18 protein-coding genes are annotated in these 20,351 nt (G+C 62.2%); 7 read left to right on the top strand and 11 right to left on the bottom strand.

The window, feature by feature from the left end:
• Window positions 1-52: 52 nt before the first annotated feature.
• A complete protein-coding gene (locus FFR93_RS26835) occupies window positions 53-589 on the top strand; it encodes a glyoxalase superfamily protein (protein WP_064707829.1) in 537 nt (178 codons plus the stop codon).
• Between the two features lie 432 nt (window positions 590-1,021).
• Here the strand turns inward: FFR93_RS26835 and FFR93_RS26840 are convergent, their stop codons facing one another.
• Window positions 1,022-1,504, bottom strand: a complete 483-nt coding sequence (locus FFR93_RS26840; RefSeq protein ID WP_138395396.1) for an anthrone oxygenase family protein — start codon at window positions 1,502-1,504, stop codon at window positions 1,022-1,024.
• Window positions 1,505-1,506: 2 nt separating this feature from the next.
• Window positions 1,507-2,331 carry an NmrA family transcriptional regulator gene (locus tag FFR93_RS26845; protein WP_138395397.1) on the bottom strand — a complete coding sequence of 275 codons (825 nt, stop codon included), beginning with the start codon at window positions 2,329-2,331 and terminating at the stop codon, window positions 1,507-1,509.
• 99 nt (window positions 2,332-2,430) lie between these two features.
• Between FFR93_RS26845 and FFR93_RS26850 the strand changes: the two genes are divergently transcribed.
• From FFR93_RS26850 to FFR93_RS26860, 3 genes are all read left to right on the top strand, one after another.
• The gene (locus tag FFR93_RS26850; protein WP_138395398.1) at window positions 2,431-3,084 is read left to right on the top strand and encodes a TetR/AcrR family transcriptional regulator; all 654 of its coding nucleotides are present in this window, start codon (window positions 2,431-2,433) and stop codon (window positions 3,082-3,084) included.
• Between the two features lie 76 nt (window positions 3,085-3,160).
• Complete coding sequence (locus FFR93_RS26855; RefSeq protein ID WP_064707833.1) at window positions 3,161-3,850, top strand: orotate phosphoribosyltransferase; 690 nt, start codon at window positions 3,161-3,163, stop codon at window positions 3,848-3,850.
• 62 nt (window positions 3,851-3,912) lie between these two features.
• Window positions 3,913-4,845 carry a carbohydrate kinase gene (locus tag FFR93_RS26860; RefSeq protein ID WP_138395399.1) on the top strand — a complete coding sequence of 311 codons (933 nt, stop codon included), beginning with the start codon at window positions 3,913-3,915 and terminating at the stop codon, window positions 4,843-4,845.
• A gap of 34 nt (window positions 4,846-4,879) precedes the next feature.
• On the opposite strand, the gene otsA is transcribed toward FFR93_RS26860, so the two are convergent.
• The 3 genes from otsA to FFR93_RS26875 all read right to left on the bottom strand — a co-directional run bounded on the left by otsA (window position 4,880) and on the right by FFR93_RS26875 (window position 10,361).
• Entirely contained in the window at window positions 4,880-6,280 is a 1,401-nt protein-coding gene (otsA, locus tag FFR93_RS26865; RefSeq protein WP_138395400.1) for an alpha,alpha-trehalose-phosphate synthase (UDP-forming), read from the bottom strand.
• A gap of 615 nt (window positions 6,281-6,895) precedes the next feature.
• Window positions 6,896-8,521: a glucose-6-phosphate isomerase gene (pgi, locus tag FFR93_RS26870; protein ID WP_138395401.1), complete on the bottom strand. Its 1,626-nt coding sequence runs from the start codon at window positions 8,519-8,521 to the stop codon at window positions 6,896-6,898.
• A gap of 139 nt (window positions 8,522-8,660) precedes the next feature.
• Window positions 8,661-10,361: a long-chain fatty acid--CoA ligase gene (locus FFR93_RS26875; protein WP_064707837.1), complete on the bottom strand. Its 1,701-nt coding sequence runs from the start codon at window positions 10,359-10,361 to the stop codon at window positions 8,661-8,663.
• Between the two features lie 260 nt (window positions 10,362-10,621).
• Here FFR93_RS26875 and FFR93_RS26880 point away from each other — a divergent pair, with 260 nt between their 5' ends.
• Window positions 10,622-11,014 carry a PRC-barrel domain-containing protein gene (locus tag FFR93_RS26880; protein ID WP_064693645.1) on the top strand — a complete coding sequence of 131 codons (393 nt, stop codon included), beginning with the start codon at window positions 10,622-10,624 and terminating at the stop codon, window positions 11,012-11,014.
• A 186-nt stretch (window positions 11,015-11,200) separates the two neighbouring features.
• Here FFR93_RS26880 and FFR93_RS26885 read toward each other — a convergent pair whose 3' ends face one another.
• The 6 genes from FFR93_RS26885 to FFR93_RS26910 form a co-directional block, all read right to left on the bottom strand.
• Window positions 11,201-13,654, bottom strand: coding sequence for a glycoside hydrolase family 2 protein (locus FFR93_RS26885; RefSeq protein ID WP_138395402.1), 2,454 nt, complete (start codon window positions 13,652-13,654; stop codon window positions 11,201-11,203).
• 9 nt (window positions 13,655-13,663) lie between these two features.
• Window positions 13,664-14,059, bottom strand: coding sequence for a VOC family protein (locus tag FFR93_RS26890; RefSeq protein ID WP_064707839.1), 396 nt, complete (start codon window positions 14,057-14,059; stop codon window positions 13,664-13,666).
• A 47-nt stretch (window positions 14,060-14,106) separates the two neighbouring features.
• Window positions 14,107-14,856 (bottom strand): ABC transporter permease, encoded by a 750-nt coding sequence (locus FFR93_RS26895; protein WP_064707840.1) that lies wholly within the window; start codon window positions 14,854-14,856, stop codon window positions 14,107-14,109.
• Window positions 14,853-15,797 carry an ABC transporter ATP-binding protein gene (locus FFR93_RS26900; RefSeq protein WP_138395403.1) on the bottom strand — a complete coding sequence of 315 codons (945 nt, stop codon included), beginning with the start codon at window positions 15,795-15,797 and terminating at the stop codon, window positions 14,853-14,855. The genes FFR93_RS26895 and FFR93_RS26900 overlap by 4 nt, the downstream gene beginning before the upstream one ends.
• Window positions 15,794-16,960 carry an ABC transporter permease gene (locus tag FFR93_RS26905; RefSeq protein ID WP_138395404.1) on the bottom strand — a complete coding sequence of 389 codons (1,167 nt, stop codon included), beginning with the start codon at window positions 16,958-16,960 and terminating at the stop codon, window positions 15,794-15,796. The genes FFR93_RS26900 and FFR93_RS26905 overlap by 4 nt, the downstream gene beginning before the upstream one ends.
• A 70-nt stretch (window positions 16,961-17,030) precedes the next feature.
• On the bottom strand, window positions 17,031-17,939 hold the full coding sequence (locus FFR93_RS26910; RefSeq protein ID WP_064707843.1) for an ABC transporter substrate-binding protein: 909 nt from the start codon (window positions 17,937-17,939) through the stop codon (window positions 17,031-17,033).
• 413 nt (window positions 17,940-18,352) lie between these two features.
• Here FFR93_RS26910 and FFR93_RS26920 point away from each other — a divergent pair, with 413 nt between their 5' ends.
• Both FFR93_RS26920 and FFR93_RS26925 read left to right on the top strand, forming a co-directional pair.
• A complete protein-coding gene (locus FFR93_RS26920; RefSeq protein ID WP_138395406.1) occupies window positions 18,353-19,600 on the top strand; it encodes a LysR family transcriptional regulator in 1,248 nt (415 codons plus the stop codon).
• Window positions 19,597-20,322, top strand: coding sequence for a copper homeostasis protein CutC (locus tag FFR93_RS26925; RefSeq protein ID WP_138395407.1), 726 nt, complete (start codon window positions 19,597-19,599; stop codon window positions 20,320-20,322). Before FFR93_RS26920 ends, FFR93_RS26925 begins: the two co-directional genes overlap by 4 nt.
• Window positions 20,323-20,351 lie beyond the last annotated feature (29 nt).

Below are 20,351 nucleotides of genomic sequence, written 5' to 3' on the forward strand. Positions count from 1 at the left end.
CAGCAGACGCGGGCACTGATCGTCCTGTTTGCCGCCGACGGAAGGATCCACTATGCGCGATTTTCGCGATGCCAAGCTCATGGCAAAGACATTGCGGCAGGCCCTGGCCGACCGCAATATTGCTCTCACCCACAGCGAGACGCTCGAAATCGTCGCCCGGCAATTCGGGCTCGAGCAATGGAATATCCTCTCGGCCAGGATCGACGCGGCGGGTGCCGGCCGCTCCGCCATCGGCATCGAGCCGCCGATGCCGATCTTCCGCATCTTCTCGGTCGAAAAAGCGATGGAGTTCTATTGCGGCTTCCTCGGCTTCACTCTCGACTGGGAACATCGTTTCGGCGAAAACTTCCCGCTCTATTGCCAGGTCTCGCGCGAGGGTATGACGCTGCACTTGAGCGAACATTCCGGCGACGCAAGCCCCGGCGCCAAGGCCTTCGTCCGCGTCGCCAATGTCCGCGCCTATCACGCCGAACTCTCCGGCAAAGACTACCGTTACATGAAGCCCGGCGTCGACGAAGCACCCTGGGGATTGGAGATGACCGTCATCGATCCCTTCAGCAATCGCATCGTCTTTTGCGAGCAGACGTAGTCGTCAGCGCAGCTTGGCTTTCGAAGCTTGGACGCCGCCATCGTGTGCAGACCCGCCGCTAAAGAGCGTCAGTGCCGGGCCGAGCTCGCCGGCCCCCAGCCGACGGGGCCCGTCGAGGTATCGCGCACGATGCCACATTTCGGCTGACGGCTTCAAGTGAGGCACGATCAGGGCAGGAAAACCATTTTGGCTGCGCCTGAGAGGCCGCGAGCTTCTTTAAACAACGACGAGCGGTTCTCTGCGGGCTGGTTTGGCAGGCTTGTTCTTGCTGCTCGCCGTGATCTCCGCCTGGCGCGCTTTCCGGAGCCGGTGACCGAAGCGGGAGCGGGAGTGAAGCTGCACCCGCTCCACTCTGCCTCATAGAGGTGCGATCCGTAGGATCGCCTCGAAAGATACGCCGCCACGCTGTTCCTTGAATGCCTCCGCCTTTCTTCAGACGATCATCAGCGCCCGCACGAAGGCGACGGAGGCGAGCAGCGAGGCGATGGTGCGCACATGGTTCCACCACGTCCAGTCCCTGACATAGGTGTTCCAGAGCTGAACCGCTTCAGCGCCGTTGCCCGCGGCCTTCGCCAGCGCATCATTCATCGGCACATTGAAGATGATGGTCGAGGCGAAGGAAGCGAGGAGATAGAGGGCGGCGCCGGTCAGCATCAGCGCGGATGCCCCACCGCGCCAGTCGATCAGGGCGAGAACGGCGATGACGAGGCAGAGGATCGCCGTCGGCACGAAGAGGCCCATGAAGGGCGAACGGAGGATCGTCACATTGACCGAGTTCATCGCCGCAATACCCTGTTCGGCGGGGATCCGCGAGAGGGCGGTCATGATGAAGGTCGAGAAGGCGAAGAAGATGCCGGCGACCAAGCCGCTGCCGATCGCCGCGGCCACGAGGGAGAGGATCAGGATGATCTGCATGGTCAGGCCTTCCATGTACCGGTTGCGGCGGTCCGGCGGGCATATTCGCTGAAATCGGTGGCGGGACGGCCAAGTATCTCAGCGACGCCCCCCGTGGTGCTGGAGTTGCGCCCATCGAGCACCTGGCCGAAAAGCTCCTCCAGAAGATCGATCAGGCCCTGTGGCAGGCCGGCATCCGCAAGCCCGCTGGTGAAATCTGCCATCGACACTTGCTCATATTCGATCGGCCGCCCGGCGGCCGCGGCGATCTCGCCGACTGCCTCCGGGAAGCTCAGCGCCCGCGGGCCGGTCAGTTCGTAGGTCTTGTTGCGATGGCCAGGATCGGTCAGCGCGGCGACGGCGGCATCGGCAATGTCGTCGGCATCGATGAAAGGTTCGCTGATCGTGCCCGCCGGCAATTGCAGGCGGCCAGCGAGGATCTGCTCCAGGAAGGCGCCTTCGCTGAAATTCTGGCAGAACCAGGAGGCGCGCAGGATGGTGGTGTCTATGCCGGAAGCTATCAGCGCCGCTTCGCTCCGCTGCGCGCCCTCTTCGCCGCGGCCGGACAGGAGCACAATATGCTCAAGGCCGCATTCCACAGCGACCTTGGCGAGCGCTGCGATCGCTTCCGCCGCCCAGGCGACGGCCAGGTCCGGCTGGAACGCGACATAGGCGCTTGAAGCGCCCTCAAGCGCGCCGCGCCAAGTCGACCTGTCCTCCCAGTCGAAGGGCCGTGCGCTGGAGCGCGATGCCGCGCGGATGGTGATGCCCCGTCCTTCCAGCCGCTTGAAGATGCGCCCGCCCGTCTTTCCGGACACGCCGACGAGGACGATTTCGAAAGTTTGCATTTAGAACTCCTCCCAAGCTCGAAAACAAGAGAAACTCTCTCATTTGCAAAATGAGATAATCTCTCTTATTTTGTTTGTCAACTTCGAAAAGGAGAGAGAATGTCCGAGCATCCGGTCGCAACGCGCAGGCGCCAGCAGGAGTCGACTGGCCAGCCTCGCCGTATCCCGCGTCAGCAGCGTGGCCGCGACCGCTTCGAAAAGATCCTCGCTGTCGCCGCCGAATTGATCGAAAGCCATGGCAGCGACGGCCTGAAGATGAGCGAGATCGTCGAAAAGGCCGGTCTCTCCTTCGGCGCCCTGTACCAGTATTTCCCCGACAAGAGCTCGATCATCCGGACCTTGGCCGAGCGCTTCAACGAAGAAGGCAGGCGGTGTGTGAAAGGGGAGCTGGCGAAGGTAGAGGATGCTTCAGCCGTACAGGGCGTGCTCGCCAACATCGTCGACCAATACTACGCCTTCTTCCGCCGCGAGCCGGTGATGCGCGACATCTGGCATGCGACCCACACCGACAAGCTGCTGCAGCAGGTCGATGCCGAGGACATGGAATTTCATGCCCAGGCCTTCCTCGCCGTGCTCGTCCGCCTGTGGCCGCAGCGTGAACGCCGGGAGCTCTTGGCGATCGCGCGGCTGACGATGCAGCTTCTCGCCGCCGCCGTTCGTTATGCCGTTTCGCTGGACGAGCAGGAGGGCGCCCAGGCGATCGCTCTGTTCAAGAAGATGCAGATTGCCGATATCGGCCGCCTGCTGAAGTGAATAGCTTCGCCCGTGTCTGGAAACCGCCGGCTCTTGCTGCTATTGCCGCAGGGACACAAAGCCGAAGGAGAGCCCGATGATCCAGACCGCATTTCCCGACCGCGCCCTGATGGCCGAACTGGTGGCCAAGATGCTCTGGGAGATCAAGGCCGTCCATTTCAATGCGGCTCAGCCCTATAAGCTCTCCTCCGGCATGGCGAGCCCGGTCTATATCGATTGCCGCAAGCTGCTGTCCTACCCGCGCATCCGTTCGACGGTCATGGATTTCGCCACCAGCACGCTCTTGCGCGATGCCGGCTTCGAGCAGTTCGATTGCATCGCCGGCGGCGAGACCGCCGGTATCCCGTTCGCCGCCCTGCTCGCCGACCGCCTCGGCCTGCCGATGATCTATGTCCGCAAGCAGCCGAAGGGTCATGGCCGCAATGCCCAGATCGAAGGCAATATGCCGGAAGGCTCGCGCGTGCTCGTCATCGAGGATCTGACGACGGCCGGCGGCAGCATGTTCAAGTTCATCGACGCCATCCGGGCCGCCGGCGGCATCGTCGATCACGGCATGGCGCTGTTCTTCTACAGTATTTTCGGCAATCAGCGTTTCGCCGACGGCAAGGTCCGGCTGCATCACATTGCCACCTGGCGCAATGTTCTGGCTGTCGCCAGGGAGCAGAAGCTTTTCGACGACAAGACCCTTAAAGAGGTCGAGGCCTTCCTCGATGCGCCGCTCGCCTGGTCGGGACGGAACGGTGGAGTTAGTGAGCTTTCGCTCTGACCAGTTGACAAAAGCTCACTTAAGCGGTTGATGAAGATAGAAATGCTGTTGGGAGGATTCCGATGATTTTGTGCTGCGGCGAAGCCCTGATCGACATGCTGCCGAGGGACACGACACTTGGTGAAAAGGGCTTCGCGCCCTATGCCGGCGGCGCGATCTTCAATACCGCCATCGCGCTTGGCCGGCTCGGCATTCCCACCGCCTTCTTCACCGGGATCGCCGACGACATGATGGGCGAAATCCTGCTGGCGACGCTGAAGGCCGCCAACGTCGATTACAGCCCATGCGCTATCACCCCGCGGCCCTCGACGATCGCCTTCGTCAAACTCGTCAACGGTCAGGCGACCTATGCCTTCTACGATGAGGGTACGGCCGGCCGCATGATCACCGAGGCCGACCTGCCGACGCTTGGCGATGATTGCGAAGCCTTGCATTTCGGCGCGATTAGTCTGATCCCGAGCCCCTGCGGCGAAACCTACGAAGCACTGCTCGACCGGGAAGCCGCCCGGCGCGTCATTTCGCTCGACCCCAACATCCGCCCGGGTTTCATCAAGGACAAGCAGGCGCATATGGCGCGCATCCGGCGCATGGCGGCAAAATCCGACATCGTGAAATTCTCCGACGAGGACCTCGAATGGTTTGGTCTCTCAGGCGACCATGACGCGCTTGCCGCCCATTGGCTCGCCCATGGCGCCAAGCTCGTCGTCATCACCAAGGGCGCGGAAGGCGCCTCCGGCTATACCAGGGACCGCAAGGTGACGGTGCCGAGCGAGCGCGTTGCCGTGGTCGACACGGTCGGCGCCGGCGATACCTTCGACGCCGGCGTGCTGGCCTCGCTAAAGATGGACAATCTGCTGACCAAAGGGCAGGTCGCCTCGCTCGACGAACAGGCGGTGCGCAACGCCCTGACGCTCGGCGCCAAGGCGGCCGCCGTCACCGTCTCCCGCGCCGGCGCCAATCCGCCGTGGGCCCATGAGATCGGGCTTACCGCTTAGAACCTCCATGCGATAACAGGCGGACGCCGACCGGTCAGGCGACCGTCCGGGGAAGCTCGGGAGCGGTCACCAGGTCCCCCAAGAAGTTTTCGCACCACAGCGAGACGTCGTGAGAGAGCAGATGTTCCATCATCATGCTCCAGCGGTCTCGGCGCTCCTCGAGCGACATGGCAAGGCCGCGGGCAAGCGCATTGGCCGTGCCTTCGACATCGTAGGGATTGACCAGCAGCGCACCCTTCAACTCCCGTGCTGCGCCGGCGAAGCGTGATAGCACCAGGACGCCCGGCCGGTCCGGATCCTGGGCGGCGACATATTCCTTGGCAACGAGATTCATGCCGTCGCGCAACGGCGTGACCAGTCCGATCGTCGCCAAGCGGTAGAGGCCGGCGAGCACATTTCGGCTGATCGATCGGTTGACATAGCGGATCGGCACCCAGTCGACCGTTCCGATGGCGCCGTTGACGCGGCCTGCCTGTTCGGCGACCATCTTCTGCATATGCTCGTATTCGGGGACTTCCGATCGCGATTTCGGTGTGACCTGCAGATAGGTCACCTTGTTCTGGTAGGCAGGATTGCTGGTGAGGAAGCGTTCGAAGGCTTCCAGCCGCTGAATGATGCCCTTGGAATAATCAAGGCGATCGACGCCGATGATCATATCGCGCCCTTCGATGCTGCGCCGGGTTTTTTGCACCATGACATTGTTTGCCGCGCTCTCGGCGAATTCGGCGAAAGCAGCGGTCTCGATCCCGATTGGATAGGCGCCGGCCTTGAAGGTCCGCCCATGGGAATCGAATAGCCCGTTTCCGAGGTCGTCGCCGATGCCCTCCCTTCTCAAATAACCGGCGAAGTTCTGGAGGTCGTAATCGGTCTGGAAGCCGACGAGGTCGTAATGGGAGAGGCCGCGCATGATTTCTTCATGGACCGGCATGGTGACGAGAATGTCGGCCGGCGGCCAGGGAATGTGCAGGAAGAAGCCGATCCGGTTCTTCAGCCCCATTTGCCGCAGTTCGGCCGCCAGCGGAATCAGGTGGTAATCATGAACCCAGATGATGTCATCAGGCTCGATCATCGGCGCCAGCCGATGCGCGAAGAAGCGATTGACACGGAAATAGCCGGCCATTTCCTTCCGGCCATACTCGGCGAGGTCGAGGCGGTAATGACAGATCGGCCAAAGGACGCGGTTTGCAAAGCCGCGATAATATTCCTCGACATCAGTGTCGGTGAGATCGGTCAGGGCATAGGTGATGTTGCCCTTCTGCAGTAGTGACAGCGCGCCAGGCTCCCTGTCTCCGCTTGACTCTCCCGACCATCCCATCCAGATGCCGCCGCGGGCCTGCAGGGCTGCCTGCAAGGCTACGGCGAGGCCGCCGGCAGCGGCGCTGCCATCCTTGGCCGGCATGGGGACACGATTGGAAACGACGATAAGACGGCTCATGAGCTTCCTTTAGTGACGGTGGAATGTGAAAGCGCTCTGTGCCGGGCGCCCTGGGAAGCCTCCTGGACGGGGCAGGGGCGATGCAGTGCAGGCGCCGCCATCGAAAGGGCAGATTCGAACATGGCCCGGTATAATACGCCAGCGGAAACAATGGAACGGGGCGTCGTCCCCGGTTTGATGGGCCATATCGTCGGAAGTACCCTGCGCACAGATTTTGCTTGAATCTAGGGCGTTTGCAGCGAATTGAAAGAATTCTTTCTACAATTTTCCATTAGTAGAACATTCAATCCGATTTCGCGCCAAGACCCATTAACAGCGATGCGCTGAGCCGGCCGAATATCAGTTCATCATTTGCGGCCGCGATGACACCGTTGCGCCGGTCCGCTCCGGGCGGGATGAACTTGGGCTTTGAGTTGGAGCCGGCGTGCGCCCCTGATCCAGCTGCCGGCACCTTCTCCCCGTTCTGACGGGGAGAAGGGAATATGCCACAACCTCTCCGTTCCTCACTCCTCTCGCAGGGCACGTCCCCTCGCTCCGGTCATGGGTGTCCGAAGGAAGGGTCGAGACCCGTGGCTCGACCCCGGCGAGGGTTAAGGTGAGGGCAATCTCGATCGCTTATTTCGCCAGCTTTGCCAGCGCCGCAACCAGGCCCTGCGTGGAGGAATCATGGCTCGCGGCGCTCTGCTTGCCTTCGACGACGGGCAGCAGGCCCGTCGCCAATTCCTTGCCGAGCTCGACACCCCATTGGTCGAAGGAGTTGATGCGGAAGAGCACGCCTTCGACGAAGACGCGATGTTCGTAAAGCGCGATCAGGCGGCCGAGCGCATAGGGCGTCAGCTTGTCGTAGACGAAGGTGATCGACGGACGGTTTCCGGTGAAGACGCGATGCGGCGCGATGAAATCGGCCTTCTTGTCGTCCATGCCCTTATCGGTCAGCTGCTTCTTTGCTTCATCGAAGGTGCGCCCCTTCATCAGCGCTTCCGACTGGGCGAGCACGTTGGAGATCAGCAGCTGATGCTGGTGGCGCAGCTCCGGCTCGAAGGCGTTGGCGGCGATCATGAACTCGGCCGGGATGATGCTCGTGCCCTGATGGATGAGCTGGTAGAAGGCGTGCTGGCCGTTGGTGCCGGGTTCGCCCCAGACCACCGGGCCGGAATTGCCCTCGACCGGCCTGCCGTCGATGGTGACGCCCTTGCCGTTCGATTCCATGTCGAGCTGCTGCAGATAGGCCGGGAAGCGCGACAGGCGCTGGTCGTAGGGCAGTATGGCGCGGGTTGGATAGCCAAGCACATTGCGGTGGTAGAAGCCGATCAGACCGAGCAGCATCGGCAGGTTTTCGGTAATAGGTGCCTTACGGAAGTGGTTGTCGACCGCATGCGCGCCATCGAGGAACTTGCCGAAATTCTCCGGGCCGATGGCGATCATCAGCGGCAGGCCGATCGCCGACCAGATCGAATAACGGCCGCCGACCCAGTCCCAGAAGCCGAAGACGCGGGTGCTGTCGATGCCGAAGGCGGCAACTTTATCGAGCGCCGTCGAGACGGCGGCGAAGTGATGCTGCACGGCCGCTTCGCCGAGCGCCTTGGCGATGAAATTACGCGCCGTCTGCGCGTTGGTCATCGTCTCGACTGTCGTGAAGGTCTTCGAGGCGACGATGAAGAGCGTCGTCTCCGGCTGCACGAGTTTCAGGATATCGGCGATATGGGCGCCGTCGATATTGGAGACGAAATGGGCGCGCGGGCCGTCATGGAAAGGGGCAAGCGCCAGCGTCGCCATAACCGGGCCGAGATCGGAGCCGCCGATGCCGATATTGATGACGTCGGTGATCGCCTTGCCGGTCGCGCCTTTCAACGTGCCGGAGCGGATCTCGTCGGCGAACTTGCCCATGGCGGCAAGCACGGCGTTGACGTCAGGCATGACGTCCTTGCCGTCGACCAGGACAGGCGTATTGGAGCGGTTGCGCAGCGCCGTGTGCAGAACGGCGCGGTCCTCGGTGAAATTGATCGCCTTGCCGGAGAACATTTCCTCGCGCTTCTTTTCGACGCCGCCTTCTTCGGCAAGCTTGACCAAGAGCTTGAGGATCTCCTCGTTCACCGCCGTCTTGGAATAATCCATCAGCAGATCGTCGAGAGAGACGGAAAAGCGCGAAAAGCGCTGCGGATCGGCCGTGAAGGCGGCACGGAGATCGGTTGCCTTGGTGGCTTCAGCAGTGCTTTTCAGCTGTTCGACGATGGCGTTCATGGGAGGCTCCTTTGAAGGGGAAAGGGTTGCGGAAACTATTCGCTTTATCAGGCGCAAATCAAGTTCAGCCACCGCTCCAAACACGAAAAAGCCACCCGGGGAAAGGCGGGTGGCCGTCAATTTCATCAGACTGTCAAATTCAGCCGCGCAGGTCCTTGCGCAGGATCTTGCCGACAGGTGACTTCGGCAGATCGGTGCGGAATTCGATGAAGCGCGGGCGCTTGTAGTTGGTGAGATTGGCGGTGCAATGCGCTTTCACCTCCGCTTCCGTCAGGTTCGGGTCCTTTCTGACCACGAAGAGCTTCACCGCCTCGCCGGAATGTCCATCCGGTACGCCGATCGCCGCAGCTTCGAGAATGCCGGCATGCATGGCGGCGACTTCCTCGATTTCGTTCGGATAAACGTTGAATCCGGAGACGAGGATCATGTCCTTCTTGCGATCGACGATCTTGGTGTAGCCGCGCTCGTCCATGAAGCCCATGTCGCCCGAGCGGAAATAGCCGTCAGCCGTCATTACCCGCGCCGTTTCCTCCGGTTTCTGCCAATAGCCCGCCATCACCTGCGGCCCGCGGATGCAGATTTCGCCGATTTCGCCGAGCGGCAGCGACCGGCCCTCCTCGTCGCGGATATCGAGTTCCGTAGAAGGGATCGGCAGGCCGATCGAACCGGTGAACTCGGGCGAATCGAAGCGGTTGGCGGTGGCAACAGGCGATGTCTCGGAGAGGCCGTAGCCTTCAGTGATCGCCGTGCCGGTCATAGCAAGCCAACGCTCGGCGACCGGGCGCTGGACGGCCATGCCGCCGCCAAGCGACATGATGAGCGAGGAGAAGTCGAGCTTGGCGAATTCGGCATTGTTCATCAGCGCGTTGAACAGCGTGTTGAGACCAGGAAAAATATGAATGTTCGACTTTCCGAATTCCTTGACGAGGCCGGGAATGTCGCGCGGATTGGCAACGAGGATATTGTGGGCGCCAAGCGACATGCCCATCAGCGAATTCACCGTCAGCGCGAAGATATGGTAAAGCGGCAGCGCGCAGAGAAAGTTCAGCACCTCAGGCTGTTTCTTCAGCTGGAAAGCCGATCTCAGCCAAAGCGACAGCTGCAGCTTGTTGGCAAGCAGGTTCTGATGTGTCAGCACGGCGCCCTTGGCAACGCCTGTCGTGCCGCCGGTATATTGCAGGAAGGCGATATCGTCCCTCGTAAGCGTGACCGGCTGAAGACTTTTCTTTGCGCCTTCGCTGAGCACCTGACCGAAGCTCTTATGCTGCGGGATCGACCAGGAGGGAACGAGCTTCTTCACCTTGCGCACGACGAAATTGACGATCAGTCCCTTTGGTCCCAGCATTTCGCCAAGCGATGTGACGACGACATGGCGCAGGTCGGTTTTGTTGAGGACCTGCTCGACCGTGCGGGCGAAATTCTCCAGCACGAAAATCGCCTTGGCGCCGGAATCGCGCAACTGGTGTTCGAGTTCGCGCGCCGTATAGAGCGGGTTGACGTTGACGACCACCAGACCGGCCCGCAGGATGGCATAGGTTGCGACCGGATTCTGCAGGACGTTCGGCATCATCACCGCCACGCGGTCGCCTTTCTCGAGGCCGATGCTCTGCAGCCAGGCGGCGACTTTGCGCGTCTGGCTCTCCAGCTCGCGATAACTCATTGCCTTGCCCATGCTCGAAAAAACCGTCCGGTCGGCGTAGCGGGCGCAGGATTTTTCGAGGAGTTCGGCAAGCGATGCATGTTCCAGCGGCGGGAGTTCGGCCGGAACCACATCGGGATAAGTGGCAAGCCAGGGCTTATCCGGTTTTGCTCCGTTCGGATGGACGGAAATGCTGCTCATCGTGTCTCTCTCTCCCTTGCAGCCGCCGCGCCGGTGCCAGCCGATGCTCGACTGGCTCCGATTGACCGGAAGCATCCTCCATCTTCCAGTCCGGCAGCTTATGCCATTGCCTGAACGGTTCAAGCTGAATGAAGCTACACTAACCTTGACGTAAACGTCAACATTTCGCCGCGCGGTCATCGAAAAGGAAGGGAACTTTGAGTCCGCCGTGGCGTTGACCCTTCATACCAACCACGAGGAACACCAAAAAGGAGGTTTCAATGCTGAATCAGGATACTGATGCCAGCCGCCGTGACCCGAACACCACGGAAACGCATTCTCTGATCGCCAGCGACCGCGTCGAAGGTACCAGGGTATATGGTGCCGATGGCCGCCATATCGGCTCGATCGAACGCCTGATCATCGGCAAGCGCGACGGCCGCGTCGCCTATGCCGTGCTGAGCTTCGGCGGCTTCCTTGGCATTGGTCACGACCACTATCCGCTGCCTTGGGAAAAGCTGAACTACGATACCCAGCTGGACGGCTATCGCATCGACCTGACCAAGGAGCAGATCGAAGGCGCACCCAGCTATTCGGATGATGACGACACCTGGTACAACGACAATGGCCGCCGGGTGTATGATTATTACGGCGTGCCGCCCTACTGGATGTAATCTCGTCCGATGGACCGAGCTGGAAGGGCCCCGTTGGAGGCGGGGCCTTTTTGGTGTCTGGCCATCTCGCCGTAAGCGGGGAGAGGGGGTGTGCCCTGCCAGAGGTGACTGGCGAGCCGAAAGGTTGCGGCGTGTCCCCTTCGCCCCGTTTAAGGCGAAGATGCCGGCAGGCGGATGAGGGGCTTTTCAGCGACCCGCGACAAGATCATTGGCCGAACGCAGCACCGTCCCGATGACGATGTCTTGGACGACGATCGTCTTCGCCGTCCTCACGAAAAACACGTGGCTTTCTCCCGGCAGCAGCGTCACCAGCATCGAATCGACGACCGCATCCGGATCTAGCCGGTCGGCCATCAGGCAGAGATCCTTGAGAAATTTCTCGGCTGTCACCTTGACCGCGTAGCCATCCTCTATCGCAGTCACATCGACGCTCACTCGCGGCGGCGGCAGGTTAAGGTCAATATCCTCGACGAAATAGTGAAACGCCCGCCGGTCGAGCATGTCGACGACAACGACCTCGTCCTTCGGTAAGTCCGGCCTGACGATGTCTTCCGGCAGCGGAAATTCCTTGGCTTCGAAGCGGTCGCAGAGCAGGCGCCAAAATTCGAATTCGGCAAGCACGGCGCCGCCGAGTTCCAAACGCCTGCCGCTGATCTTCGCCCGCCAGAACAGCGTCCTCTCGTTGACGGCAACCGCGGCCAGTCCGCCGCCGCGGGGCTGGATCGTCAGCAGGCGCGGATCATAGGCTGCCTTTAGCGCATACCAGAGCGGCTTGCGGCGCCCGGCCGAATCGAGTGCCGCCCAGGAGGTCACCGGCCAGCAGTCGTTGAACTGCCAGACCACCGCACCCTTGCAGATATTCCGATGCGAGCGCATGTGCTCGATGCCGAAGCGGATGGCGCGCGCCTGGTTGAGCTGGGTGGCGAAGTGCCAATCGTCCATCGTCCTCGGTTCCGGCAGGTGCCCGGCAAGACCGCGGATCAGCTTCTCATTGCCCTGCGTCGCCTTCTGATGGTGGAAGACGCCATTCGATCGCGGGGTTAGCGGCTGGTCATGGACGCTTTCTTCGATCGTTGCCCAGGCGGGCGGCGCCTGCCAGCCGAATTCGGAGCAGAAGCGCGGGACATAGTTGCGGTAGACCTCGTAGCCGACATCGTTCCACACGTCCCAGATATGTTTGCAGCCATGTCCGTCGGCATTGGGCTCGATCTCCATCGAGCCGGAATAGGGGCTGCCGGGATAATAGGGCCGGTCGGGATCGAGCTCACTGCAGAGTTTTGGCAGCAGGTCGAGATAATAGCCGAGCCCCCAGCTCTCGCCTTGCTTAATGACCGGTCGCCACCCCCATTCGTCGAAACCCCAGATATTCTCGTTATTGCCGTTCCAGAGGATCAATGAGACATGCGGCATCAGACGCACGACATTGTCGCGCACCTCCGCCTCGACCTCGCTTCGAAGCGGTTCCTCCTCCGGATAGGCGGCGCAGGCAAAGAGGAAATCCTGCCAGACCAGCATGCCCAAGCGGTCGCAGGCCGCGTAGAATTCCTCGCTCTCGAAAATGCCGCCGCCCCAGACGCGCAACATGTGGATATTGGCGGCCTTTGCCTCTTCTATCCTGGCGGCATAACGTTCGCCCGTGACGCGGGACGGGAAACAATCGTCGGGGATCCAGTTCGCCCCTGCGATGAAGAGCGGCACGTCGTTGATGACGAAGGTGAAGGCCGAGCCGTGCTCGTCGGCTGAGGTGTCGAGTCGGAGCGAACGGAAGCCGAGCTCGCGCTCAAAACTGTCGAGCAGATCGCCGCTGGCCTCGTCGATCAGCCTCAGCGTCATCCGATAGAGCGGCTGCGCGCCGAGATGGTGTGGCCACCAGAGCTGTGGCGAGGGGAGACGAAGTTCGCATGAAATCTGGTCTTGCCCAGCGCCGATCGCTATTTTGGTGGTCATTCCGCCGATCTCTGCGGCCAGCCGGCACGTCCCGGCATCGCCGTGGCGCGCCAGCTTCGCATGCACCTTCACCAGTCCGTCGCCGCCGGCAAGGCTTGCAGACACACGTGTCTCGGCGAACCGCGCCCGGTCCCAGCTCTCCAGCCGGACAGGCTTCCAAAGGCCCGCTGTCACCAGCGTCGGCCCCCAGTCCCAGCCGAAATTGCAGGCCATCTTGCGCATCAGATTGCCCGGCCCCGGATAGTTGTTCGGCCGATAGCCGTAATGCTTCTCCATCTCCGCGCCATAGGCGTAGGCGGAGCGGAAGGTGACGGCAAGGTCGTTTGCGCCTGACTTCAGCAGGGCCGAAACGTCGAAGCGATAGGTGCGGTGCATATTGAAGCTACGGCCGATCTCCTCGCCGTTCAACGTGATCACCGCGACAGTATCGATCCCGTCGAAGACGAGCTCCTGCACTTTGCCCTCATCCGGCGCGGCCTCGAATCTGCAGCGATAGGTCCAGTCGGTCCTGCCGATCCAGTCGTTTGTGATCTCGTTGACGTCGATATAGGGATCGGGGATCAGCCGGTTGGCGAGAAGGTCGAGATGCACGCATCCCGGCACCGTTGCGGGAATGGCGGCGGGCAGGCCTGATCTTCCTGTATCGTTACAGCTAAGCGTCCAGCCGGAATTGAGCTCGGTCTTTTCGATCATCAAATTGCCTTAGAGAAACCGGCCGTGTCGCTGCAGCACTTCGATCTTGTAACCGTCGGGATCGCTGATGAAGAAGAACAGGCCGAACAACTTGCCGTCGCGGTTGAGCTCCACCAGCTCGCTTGGTTTGAGCCCGAGTCTAACCATGCGCTCGCGCTCGATGGCGACTTCTTCGACCGAGACGGCGAGATGGCCATAGCCTTTGCCGAGATCATAGGGTTCGATGCGGCCCTTGTTGACGGTCAGCTCCAGCTCGAAGCCGGTCTCGGCATTGCTGAGATAGATCAGCGTGAAAGTGTCGAAATCGACACGGTCGGCGACCGAGAGGCCGAAGGCCTTGCTGTAGAAGTCGACCGAGCGCGCCTCGTCGAGAACGCGGATCATGGAGTGGATCATCTTCGCCAAGGCAGCCTCCCATTCAAACGATCAACGCCGCCTTGGTAGCGGTCCTCTTACGCCGCGCGCAAGCCGATTCTTCGCGTGATCGCCGCTTCCATGACGCCCATGGCGTCGTAGATCAGCACCGCCATCAGCCCGACGATCAGCCCGCCCTGCAGGATGAAGGCGGTATTGTCCGATATCAATCCGGCGATGATCACTTCGCCGAGGCCCTTTGCCGCGACCGTCGAGCCGATCGTCGCCGTGCCGATATTGATGACGGTCGCAACCTTCAGGCCCTCGAGGATCAGCGGCAGGGCAAGCGGCAGCTCGACGCGCACCAGCCGCTGCGTCGCATTCATGCCCATGCCGTCGGCAGCGTCGAGAACCTGCGGCGACACCTGCTTCAAGCCGGCGACGGTGTTTTCGAAGATCGGCAGCAGGCCGTAGAGAAAGAGCGCGATCAGCGTCGGCATGGCACCGAAGCCGGTGGCTGGCACGGCGAGCGCCAACACCGCGACCGGCGGAAAGGTCTGGCCGGCATTGGCGATGGCGCGCGACAGCGGCAGAAAGTCGGCGCCGCTTTGCCGCGTTACGAAGATGCCGCCGAGAACGGCGAGCACGGCACTGCAGGCGATCGAGCCGATGACGAGCTGCAGATGCCCGAGCGCAAGCGAGGCAAGGCTGTTCTGGGTATAGACGGCAGGCGCGTTGTTGCTCGTCAGCGGCGCAAGCAGGAAGGAAAGCCACTCCGTCCTGAACAGCAGGATCAAGAGCAGGGCGAGTGCCGCCAGACGGAAGAAATTGGCGACGACGAGTTTCATGCCTTGCGGCCCAGCTCGAGCAGCCGCGTCATCGAAATCGATCCGACGGCGGCCTTGTCGTTATCCTGGACGGCCGCTTCGTCGACTCCCTGCCAGATCATTTCGGCCAGCGCGTCGCGCAGGCTGAGCGACTGCGGCAGGGCATAGGCGAGACCGCTCTTGGCCGGCTCCATGCTCTCCTTCAGCGGCAGCAGCGACATCAGCTTCAGCGCCCGGTCGGAGGTGCCGGTCAGTTGCTGCACGAAGGGATCGGCGGGTTCGGTAAGGATCTTTTCCGGCGTCGAACATTGCAGCAATTTGCCCTGGCTCATCACTGCGATCTGGTTGCCGAGATGGAAGGCCTCGTCCATGTCGTGAGTGACGAGGATGATGGTCGTGCCGAACTGCTTCTGGATCGCAAGGAGGTCGTCCTGCGCCTTGCCGCGGATGACGGGATCGAGCGCGCCGAAAGGCTCGTCCATCAAGAGCAGTTCCGGCTCGGCTGCAAGCGCCCGGGCGACCCCGACGCGCTGCTGCTGGCCGCCGGAAAGCTGATGTGGATATTTATCGGCGAAATCAGCCGGATCGAGATTGAAAAGCCCGAGCAGCTCCTCGACGCGGGCGGCGATGCGTGCCGAATCCCATTCGAGCAGCTGCGGCACGGTGGCGATATTCTGCGCCACGGTCCGATGCGGGAAGAGGCCGTGTCCCTGGATGGCGTAGCCGATCCGGCGGCGAAGCTCGGTCACCTCGACGTCCATCACATTCTTCCCGTCGACGAAGATCTCGCCTTCGGTGATCGGCACCAGCCGGTTGATCATTCGCATCAGCGTCGATTTGCCGGAGCCCGATGTGCCGACGATGACGGTGATCTCGCCCTTCTCGACGCGCATCGAAACATTGTCGACGACGGTGGCTGCACCATAACGCTTGGTGACGTTGCTGATTTCGATCATGCTCATGCGGCGGGTCCCCGAATGCTGTCGATGACCGCATCGAGGATGACGGCCGATGAGAAGGCGAGGAAGACGGTCGGCACGGCGCCGAGCAGGACGAGGTCCATCGCCGTCTGGCCGAGCCCCTGGAAGATGAAGATGCCGAAGCCGCCGCCGCCGATCAGCGCGGCGATCGTCACCATGCCGATCGCCTGCACCAGCACGATGCGGATGCCGGTGAGGATGACCGGAAAGGCGAGCGGCATGTCGATGCCGGTGAGGATCTGCCGGCGCGTCAGCCCCATGCCGGCCGCGGCATCGCGCACGGAGGGATCGACACCCTGCAGGCCGACGACGGTATTGGCCACGATCGGCAGGAGGGAATAGAGCACGAGCGCGATCAGTGCCGGCGCCGTGCCGATGCCGCGAATGCCGATAGCGGCCGCCAGCGACACATGCGTGGCGAGATATCCGAGCGGCAGCATCAACAGGCCGAAGAGCGCCAGGCTCGGTATCGTCTGGATGAGGCTCAAACCCTGCAGCACGACGGCGCGCAGCTTCGGCACCCAGAAGCAGAGGATGCCGAGCGGCAGTCCGAGAATGATGGCGATGGCAAGCGAGCCGAGCGCCAGCAGCAGGTGTGAAAATGCCTCGGTCTCAAACTGTGCGGCCCGCGTCGAGAATTCCTTCATGATCGAGAGGCTGTCGAGCAGGCCGGAGGAAAGAAAAGCAAAGAGCAGCGCCGTATAGGCGGCAAGCGCTGCCACCCGCAACCAGGGCGTCAGCCGGATCTTGACGAGCGCATCCGATATGATCAGCCCGATCACCGCGAACAGCACCCAGAAACCGCCGCCAGGCGTCATCCGGGCCACCGTGCTGCCCGGCGGCGTCGCCGCCGTCGAGACCAGGCCGATCGCAGCGATCAGTGCGGCAAGGCTGAGGGTCGCGATCGCAAGCCGCGCCAGGGCATTGGCGAGGAACAGCGTGGCGATGGCGGTGAGAAGAAGAAGAACGGTCAGGACAATGACGGAGGGCTGGGGGAGAAGCTGTGTCAGCAGCATCGGCTTGCCGGCAGCGATGCGGTTCGCCTTGACATAGATGAAGGGCATCAGAGCCGTCGCCGCAATGCCGCCCGCCACCAGAACCACGCCGAGCCGATCGAGCCTGCGGACCGTTGAGCTTTCTTCCATCAATCCAACCCTGTATGGCCGCCCCAGTCGTCAGGGAGGCTCCGCCCGCGACGGGGCGGAGCGGCAATGATTACTTCAGGAAGCCTTTTTCCTTGAGGTAGGCCTCGGCGACGGACTTTGCCGGCTCGCCGTCGACCTGGATCTTGGCGTTGAGCTTGCGCAATTCGTCGGCGCTCAGGCTTTTGAAGATCGGCGAGAGGATTTCCTCGATCTTCGGATTGGCCTTCAGCACCTCTTCGCGGATGATCGGGGTCGGCGCATAGACCTGCTGCACGCCCTTGTCGTCCTCGAGAACGGTCAGTTCGGCCGCTTCGATGGCGCCGTCAGTGCCGTAGACCATGGCGGTGTTGACGCCATTCGTCTGGTCGGCGGCCGCCTTGATCGTCGCCGCCGTGTCGCCGCCGGAAAGAACGACCATCTGGTCAGGCTTCAGCTGGAAGCCGTAGGTTGTCTGGAAGGCGGGAAGCGCACCGGCCGAATTGACGAATTCGGAGGAAGCGGCAAGCTTGGCGGTACCGCCGCCTGCCACCCACTTGCCGAAGTCCGACATGGTCGTGAGCTTGTTCGGCTCGGCGACGTCGTTGCGCACGGCAAGCGCCCAGGTGTTGTTGGCGGGCGACGGCGTCAGCCACACGATCTTGTTGGCGTCGTAATCGAGTTTCTTCGCCAGCTCATAACCCTGATCGTTGTTCTTCCAGGCGGCGTCATCGGCCTTGTTGAAGAAGAAGCCGGCATTGCCGGTATATTCGGGGTAGATATCGATTTCGCCTGCGGTGATCGCCTTGCGCACCACGGGTGTGGCGCCAAGCGCGATGCGGTCCTGCGTCTTGATGCCGTTCGCTTCGAGCGCCAGTGCGATGACGTTGCCGAGCAGCGTGCCTTCGGTGTCGATCTTCGACGAGACGACGACGTCGGCGGCCTGAACCGCGCCCGCTGCGAAGGCCGAAAGCGAAACGGCAAGTGCGAGTTTCTTCAGCATTGAATATCCCCTTTTTAAACACCGTGATGAGGCCCAAGCCGGAAGGCTTGCGCGCAGGAAATCTGCCGGCGCAGGCGATCGGGCCGCCATCATGCCGGAATTGCGTGCGTCATGGAAATAGTGTGCCCACTCGAAAAATCGATGCAAGCCCCCTCCAGTATTTGCGGTCGCGCCGACGATTATGGCGGTGAACACGGCTCCGCGCGCGGAAACGCATTCCCTTTTCTGAAGCTAGCGCGATTTGTTTTTGTCCCCTTGCGTGTTTCCACGATGTTCCGGTGCTCGCCTGCGGAAACTCCGCCGCCCCGTTTTTTATGCTGCAAACGATAGAACGCCGATCCCCAGGCGGGGATATCTTTTTTGGCGAACACATCATATCGTCCGGTTTTTCAGCGCTTTCGGAGCGAGCTCCTTTGCATCTCGGTGCCCTTTTCATCGCCAGCCACGTCCTGGCTTCCGGTTCGGTCCGCGAGATCGCGCGCCATTTCAGGCTGTCGCCCTCCACCGTCTCGACGGCGACCCGCCAACTCGAGATCGAATTGGCGATGAAGCTGACCGAGCGCTCCTCCGGTGAACTGGCGACGCTGATCGCCAGCGGCAGGGTGCTGGAAGGGCTGACTCCGATCAGGACTGCGGTCGGTGAACTCGGACAACTGGCGGGCCACGAGGGCGCTACCGGCGAGATCTTCGAAACCTGGGCCGCACGCGTTCCTATCAAGATCGTCGCGATCGAGCGTTTTCTGGAAGTGGCCGATCAGGGCAGCATCAACCGCGCTGCCCGGCGCCTTCGTCTCGGTCAGCCGCAGCTTTCGCTCCAGCTTGCCAATCTTGAGAAATTTCTCGGCCGGCGCCTGTTCGAGCGGCAGGCCCAAGGCTCGGTTCTGACCGAGGAGGGCAGGCGCGCCTACCAGATCTTCATGACGATCAGTCAGGCATGGAACGATCTGAAATCGGCCGCTGACGAGCGCTACCGGCGCGCCGCCCGGTCGCTGCGCATCGGCTCGATCATCCCGACAGGATCGGAAAGCTGGGTGGCGCGCTGCCTCGGCCTGCTTGTTTCAGAGTGGAATGCGCGCCGCAGCAACAATGCGATTTCGCTGGTCTCGATGACCGCCGACGATCTGCGCGAGGCGCTGAAGAGCGGCCGCATCGATGTCGCCATCCTGGATTCGGTCTTCGGCCTTGAAAGCTTCCGGCATCGCGAACTTCTCCAGACCGACATGGTGGTGATCGCGCCGCCTCAAAGTACGGAAACCACGGTCGCCGATCTCGTCGCCGGCCATGCGATCTGCATGCCGAGCCCGCGCACCGGCCTCGGCCATGCCGCAATGGCCTTCAGCGATGAGCGCGCATCCAACCGGCGCTTCCGCAGCCGGGATATCACCGCGGCGGATTCACTCCCCGTGATCGTCGACCTCGTCGCCAACCACGGCTACGTCTCCTTCCTCGGCCGCGTCAGCGCCATGCCGATCGCCGACAAGGTGCGCATCGTCGATCTCGACGAGCATCTGCCGATGTCCTATCACGTCGCCTTCAACCACCGCAAAGCCGCCGCCGATGCCTCTATGATGATCATCGACGCAGCGGCCAGAATGACGTCGGAGCCGGCCGCGCAGACTTTCAGGCAGCCGGCCGACGGAGACAGGGAGAGTGCCGCATGACGATCCTGCTGGAAGTCTGCGTCGACAGCGCCGAGAGCCTTGCCGCCGCGATCGAAGGCGGCGCCGGCCGCATCGAGCTCTGCTCGGCGCTGGAGCTTGGCGGCCTGACGCCGCTGCCGAGCCTGATGCGGATCGCCGCCCGGGCACCCATTCCCGTTTACGCGATGATCCGCCCGCATGCCGGCCCCTTCATTTTCGACAGCGTCGACGCGGAGGCGATGATGCTCGATATCGAGGCGGTGCGCGCCGCAGGTCTTGCCGGCGTCGTCATCGGAGCCAACCGCCAGGACGGTACGCTCGACATGGCGCTCATCCACCGTCTGAAGGCGCATGCGGCCGGCCTGGGATCGACGCTGCACCGCGCTTTCGACCTGGTGCCGGATGCCGATCAGGCGCTCGAACAGGCCATCGAACTCGGCTGCGAACGCATCCTCACCTCCGGCTGCGCGCTGAAGGCCGCCGACGGCCTCGATACGTTGAAACGCCTTTCGGCGAAGGCGGCCGGCCGTATATCGATCATGCCCGGCAGCGGCGTCCGCCCCGCCAATGTCGGCGAAATTCTCCGCGCGACTGGCGCCCGCGAGGTGCACGGATCCTGCAGTTCGCCGGTGGGAAGCCGTGACCGGCGCGCGGTGGCTTTCGGGTTCGAGGGGAAGAATACGAACAAGACGGATATCGAGGTGGTCAGGGAGATGCGCAGGGCGATCGAGGCGGTGGGTTAGGCGTTCTGCACTCGTGACGGAAAACGGTT

The organism is Rhizobium sp. MHM7A (genome assembly GCF_005862215.1).
GTDB classification, from domain to species: domain Bacteria; phylum Pseudomonadota; class Alphaproteobacteria; order Rhizobiales; family Rhizobiaceae; genus Rhizobium; species Rhizobium bangladeshense.

What these genes read in the sequence shown, in the direction of transcription:
- FFR93_RS26905 (WP_138395404.1), bottom strand. Translation starts at nt 16,960, where the DNA reads ATGGAAGAAAGCTCAACGGTCCGCAGGCTCGATCGGCTCGGCGTGGTT.
- FFR93_RS26925 (WP_138395407.1), top strand. Translation starts at nt 19,597, where the DNA reads ATGACGATCCTGCTGGAAGTCTGCGTCGACAGCGCCGAGAGCCTTGCC.
- FFR93_RS26860 (WP_138395399.1), top strand. Translation starts at nt 3,913, where the DNA reads ATGATTTTGTGCTGCGGCGAAGCCCTGATCGACATGCTGCCGAGGGAC.
- FFR93_RS26875 (WP_064707837.1), bottom strand. Translation starts at nt 10,361, where the DNA reads ATGAGCAGCATTTCCGTCCATCCGAACGGAGCAAAACCGGATAAGCCC.
- otsA (WP_138395400.1), bottom strand. Translation starts at nt 6,280, where the DNA reads ATGAGCCGTCTTATCGTCGTTTCCAATCGTGTCCCCATGCCGGCCAAG.
- FFR93_RS26900 (WP_138395403.1), bottom strand. Translation starts at nt 15,797, where the DNA reads ATGAGCATGATCGAAATCAGCAACGTCACCAAGCGTTATGGTGCAGCC.
- pgi (WP_138395401.1), bottom strand. Translation starts at nt 8,521, where the DNA reads ATGAACGCCATCGTCGAACAGCTGAAAAGCACTGCTGAAGCCACCAAG.
- FFR93_RS26910 (WP_064707843.1), bottom strand. Translation starts at nt 17,939, where the DNA reads ATGCTGAAGAAACTCGCACTTGCCGTTTCGCTTTCGGCCTTCGCAGCG.
- FFR93_RS26895 (WP_064707840.1), bottom strand. Translation starts at nt 14,856, where the DNA reads ATGAAACTCGTCGTCGCCAATTTCTTCCGTCTGGCGGCACTCGCCCTG.
- FFR93_RS26885 (WP_138395402.1), bottom strand. Translation starts at nt 13,654, where the DNA reads ATGATCGAAAAGACCGAGCTCAATTCCGGCTGGACGCTTAGCTGTAAC.
- FFR93_RS26835 (WP_064707829.1), top strand. Translation starts at nt 53, where the DNA reads ATGCGCGATTTTCGCGATGCCAAGCTCATGGCAAAGACATTGCGGCAG.
- FFR93_RS26845 (WP_138395397.1), bottom strand. Translation starts at nt 2,331, where the DNA reads ATGCAAACTTTCGAAATCGTCCTCGTCGGCGTGTCCGGAAAGACGGGC.
- FFR93_RS26850 (WP_138395398.1), top strand. Translation starts at nt 2,431, where the DNA reads ATGTCCGAGCATCCGGTCGCAACGCGCAGGCGCCAGCAGGAGTCGACT.
- FFR93_RS26855 (WP_064707833.1), top strand. Translation starts at nt 3,161, where the DNA reads ATGATCCAGACCGCATTTCCCGACCGCGCCCTGATGGCCGAACTGGTG.
- FFR93_RS26840 (WP_138395396.1), bottom strand. Translation starts at nt 1,504, where the DNA reads ATGCAGATCATCCTGATCCTCTCCCTCGTGGCCGCGGCGATCGGCAGC.
- FFR93_RS26880 (WP_064693645.1), top strand. Translation starts at nt 10,622, where the DNA reads ATGCTGAATCAGGATACTGATGCCAGCCGCCGTGACCCGAACACCACG.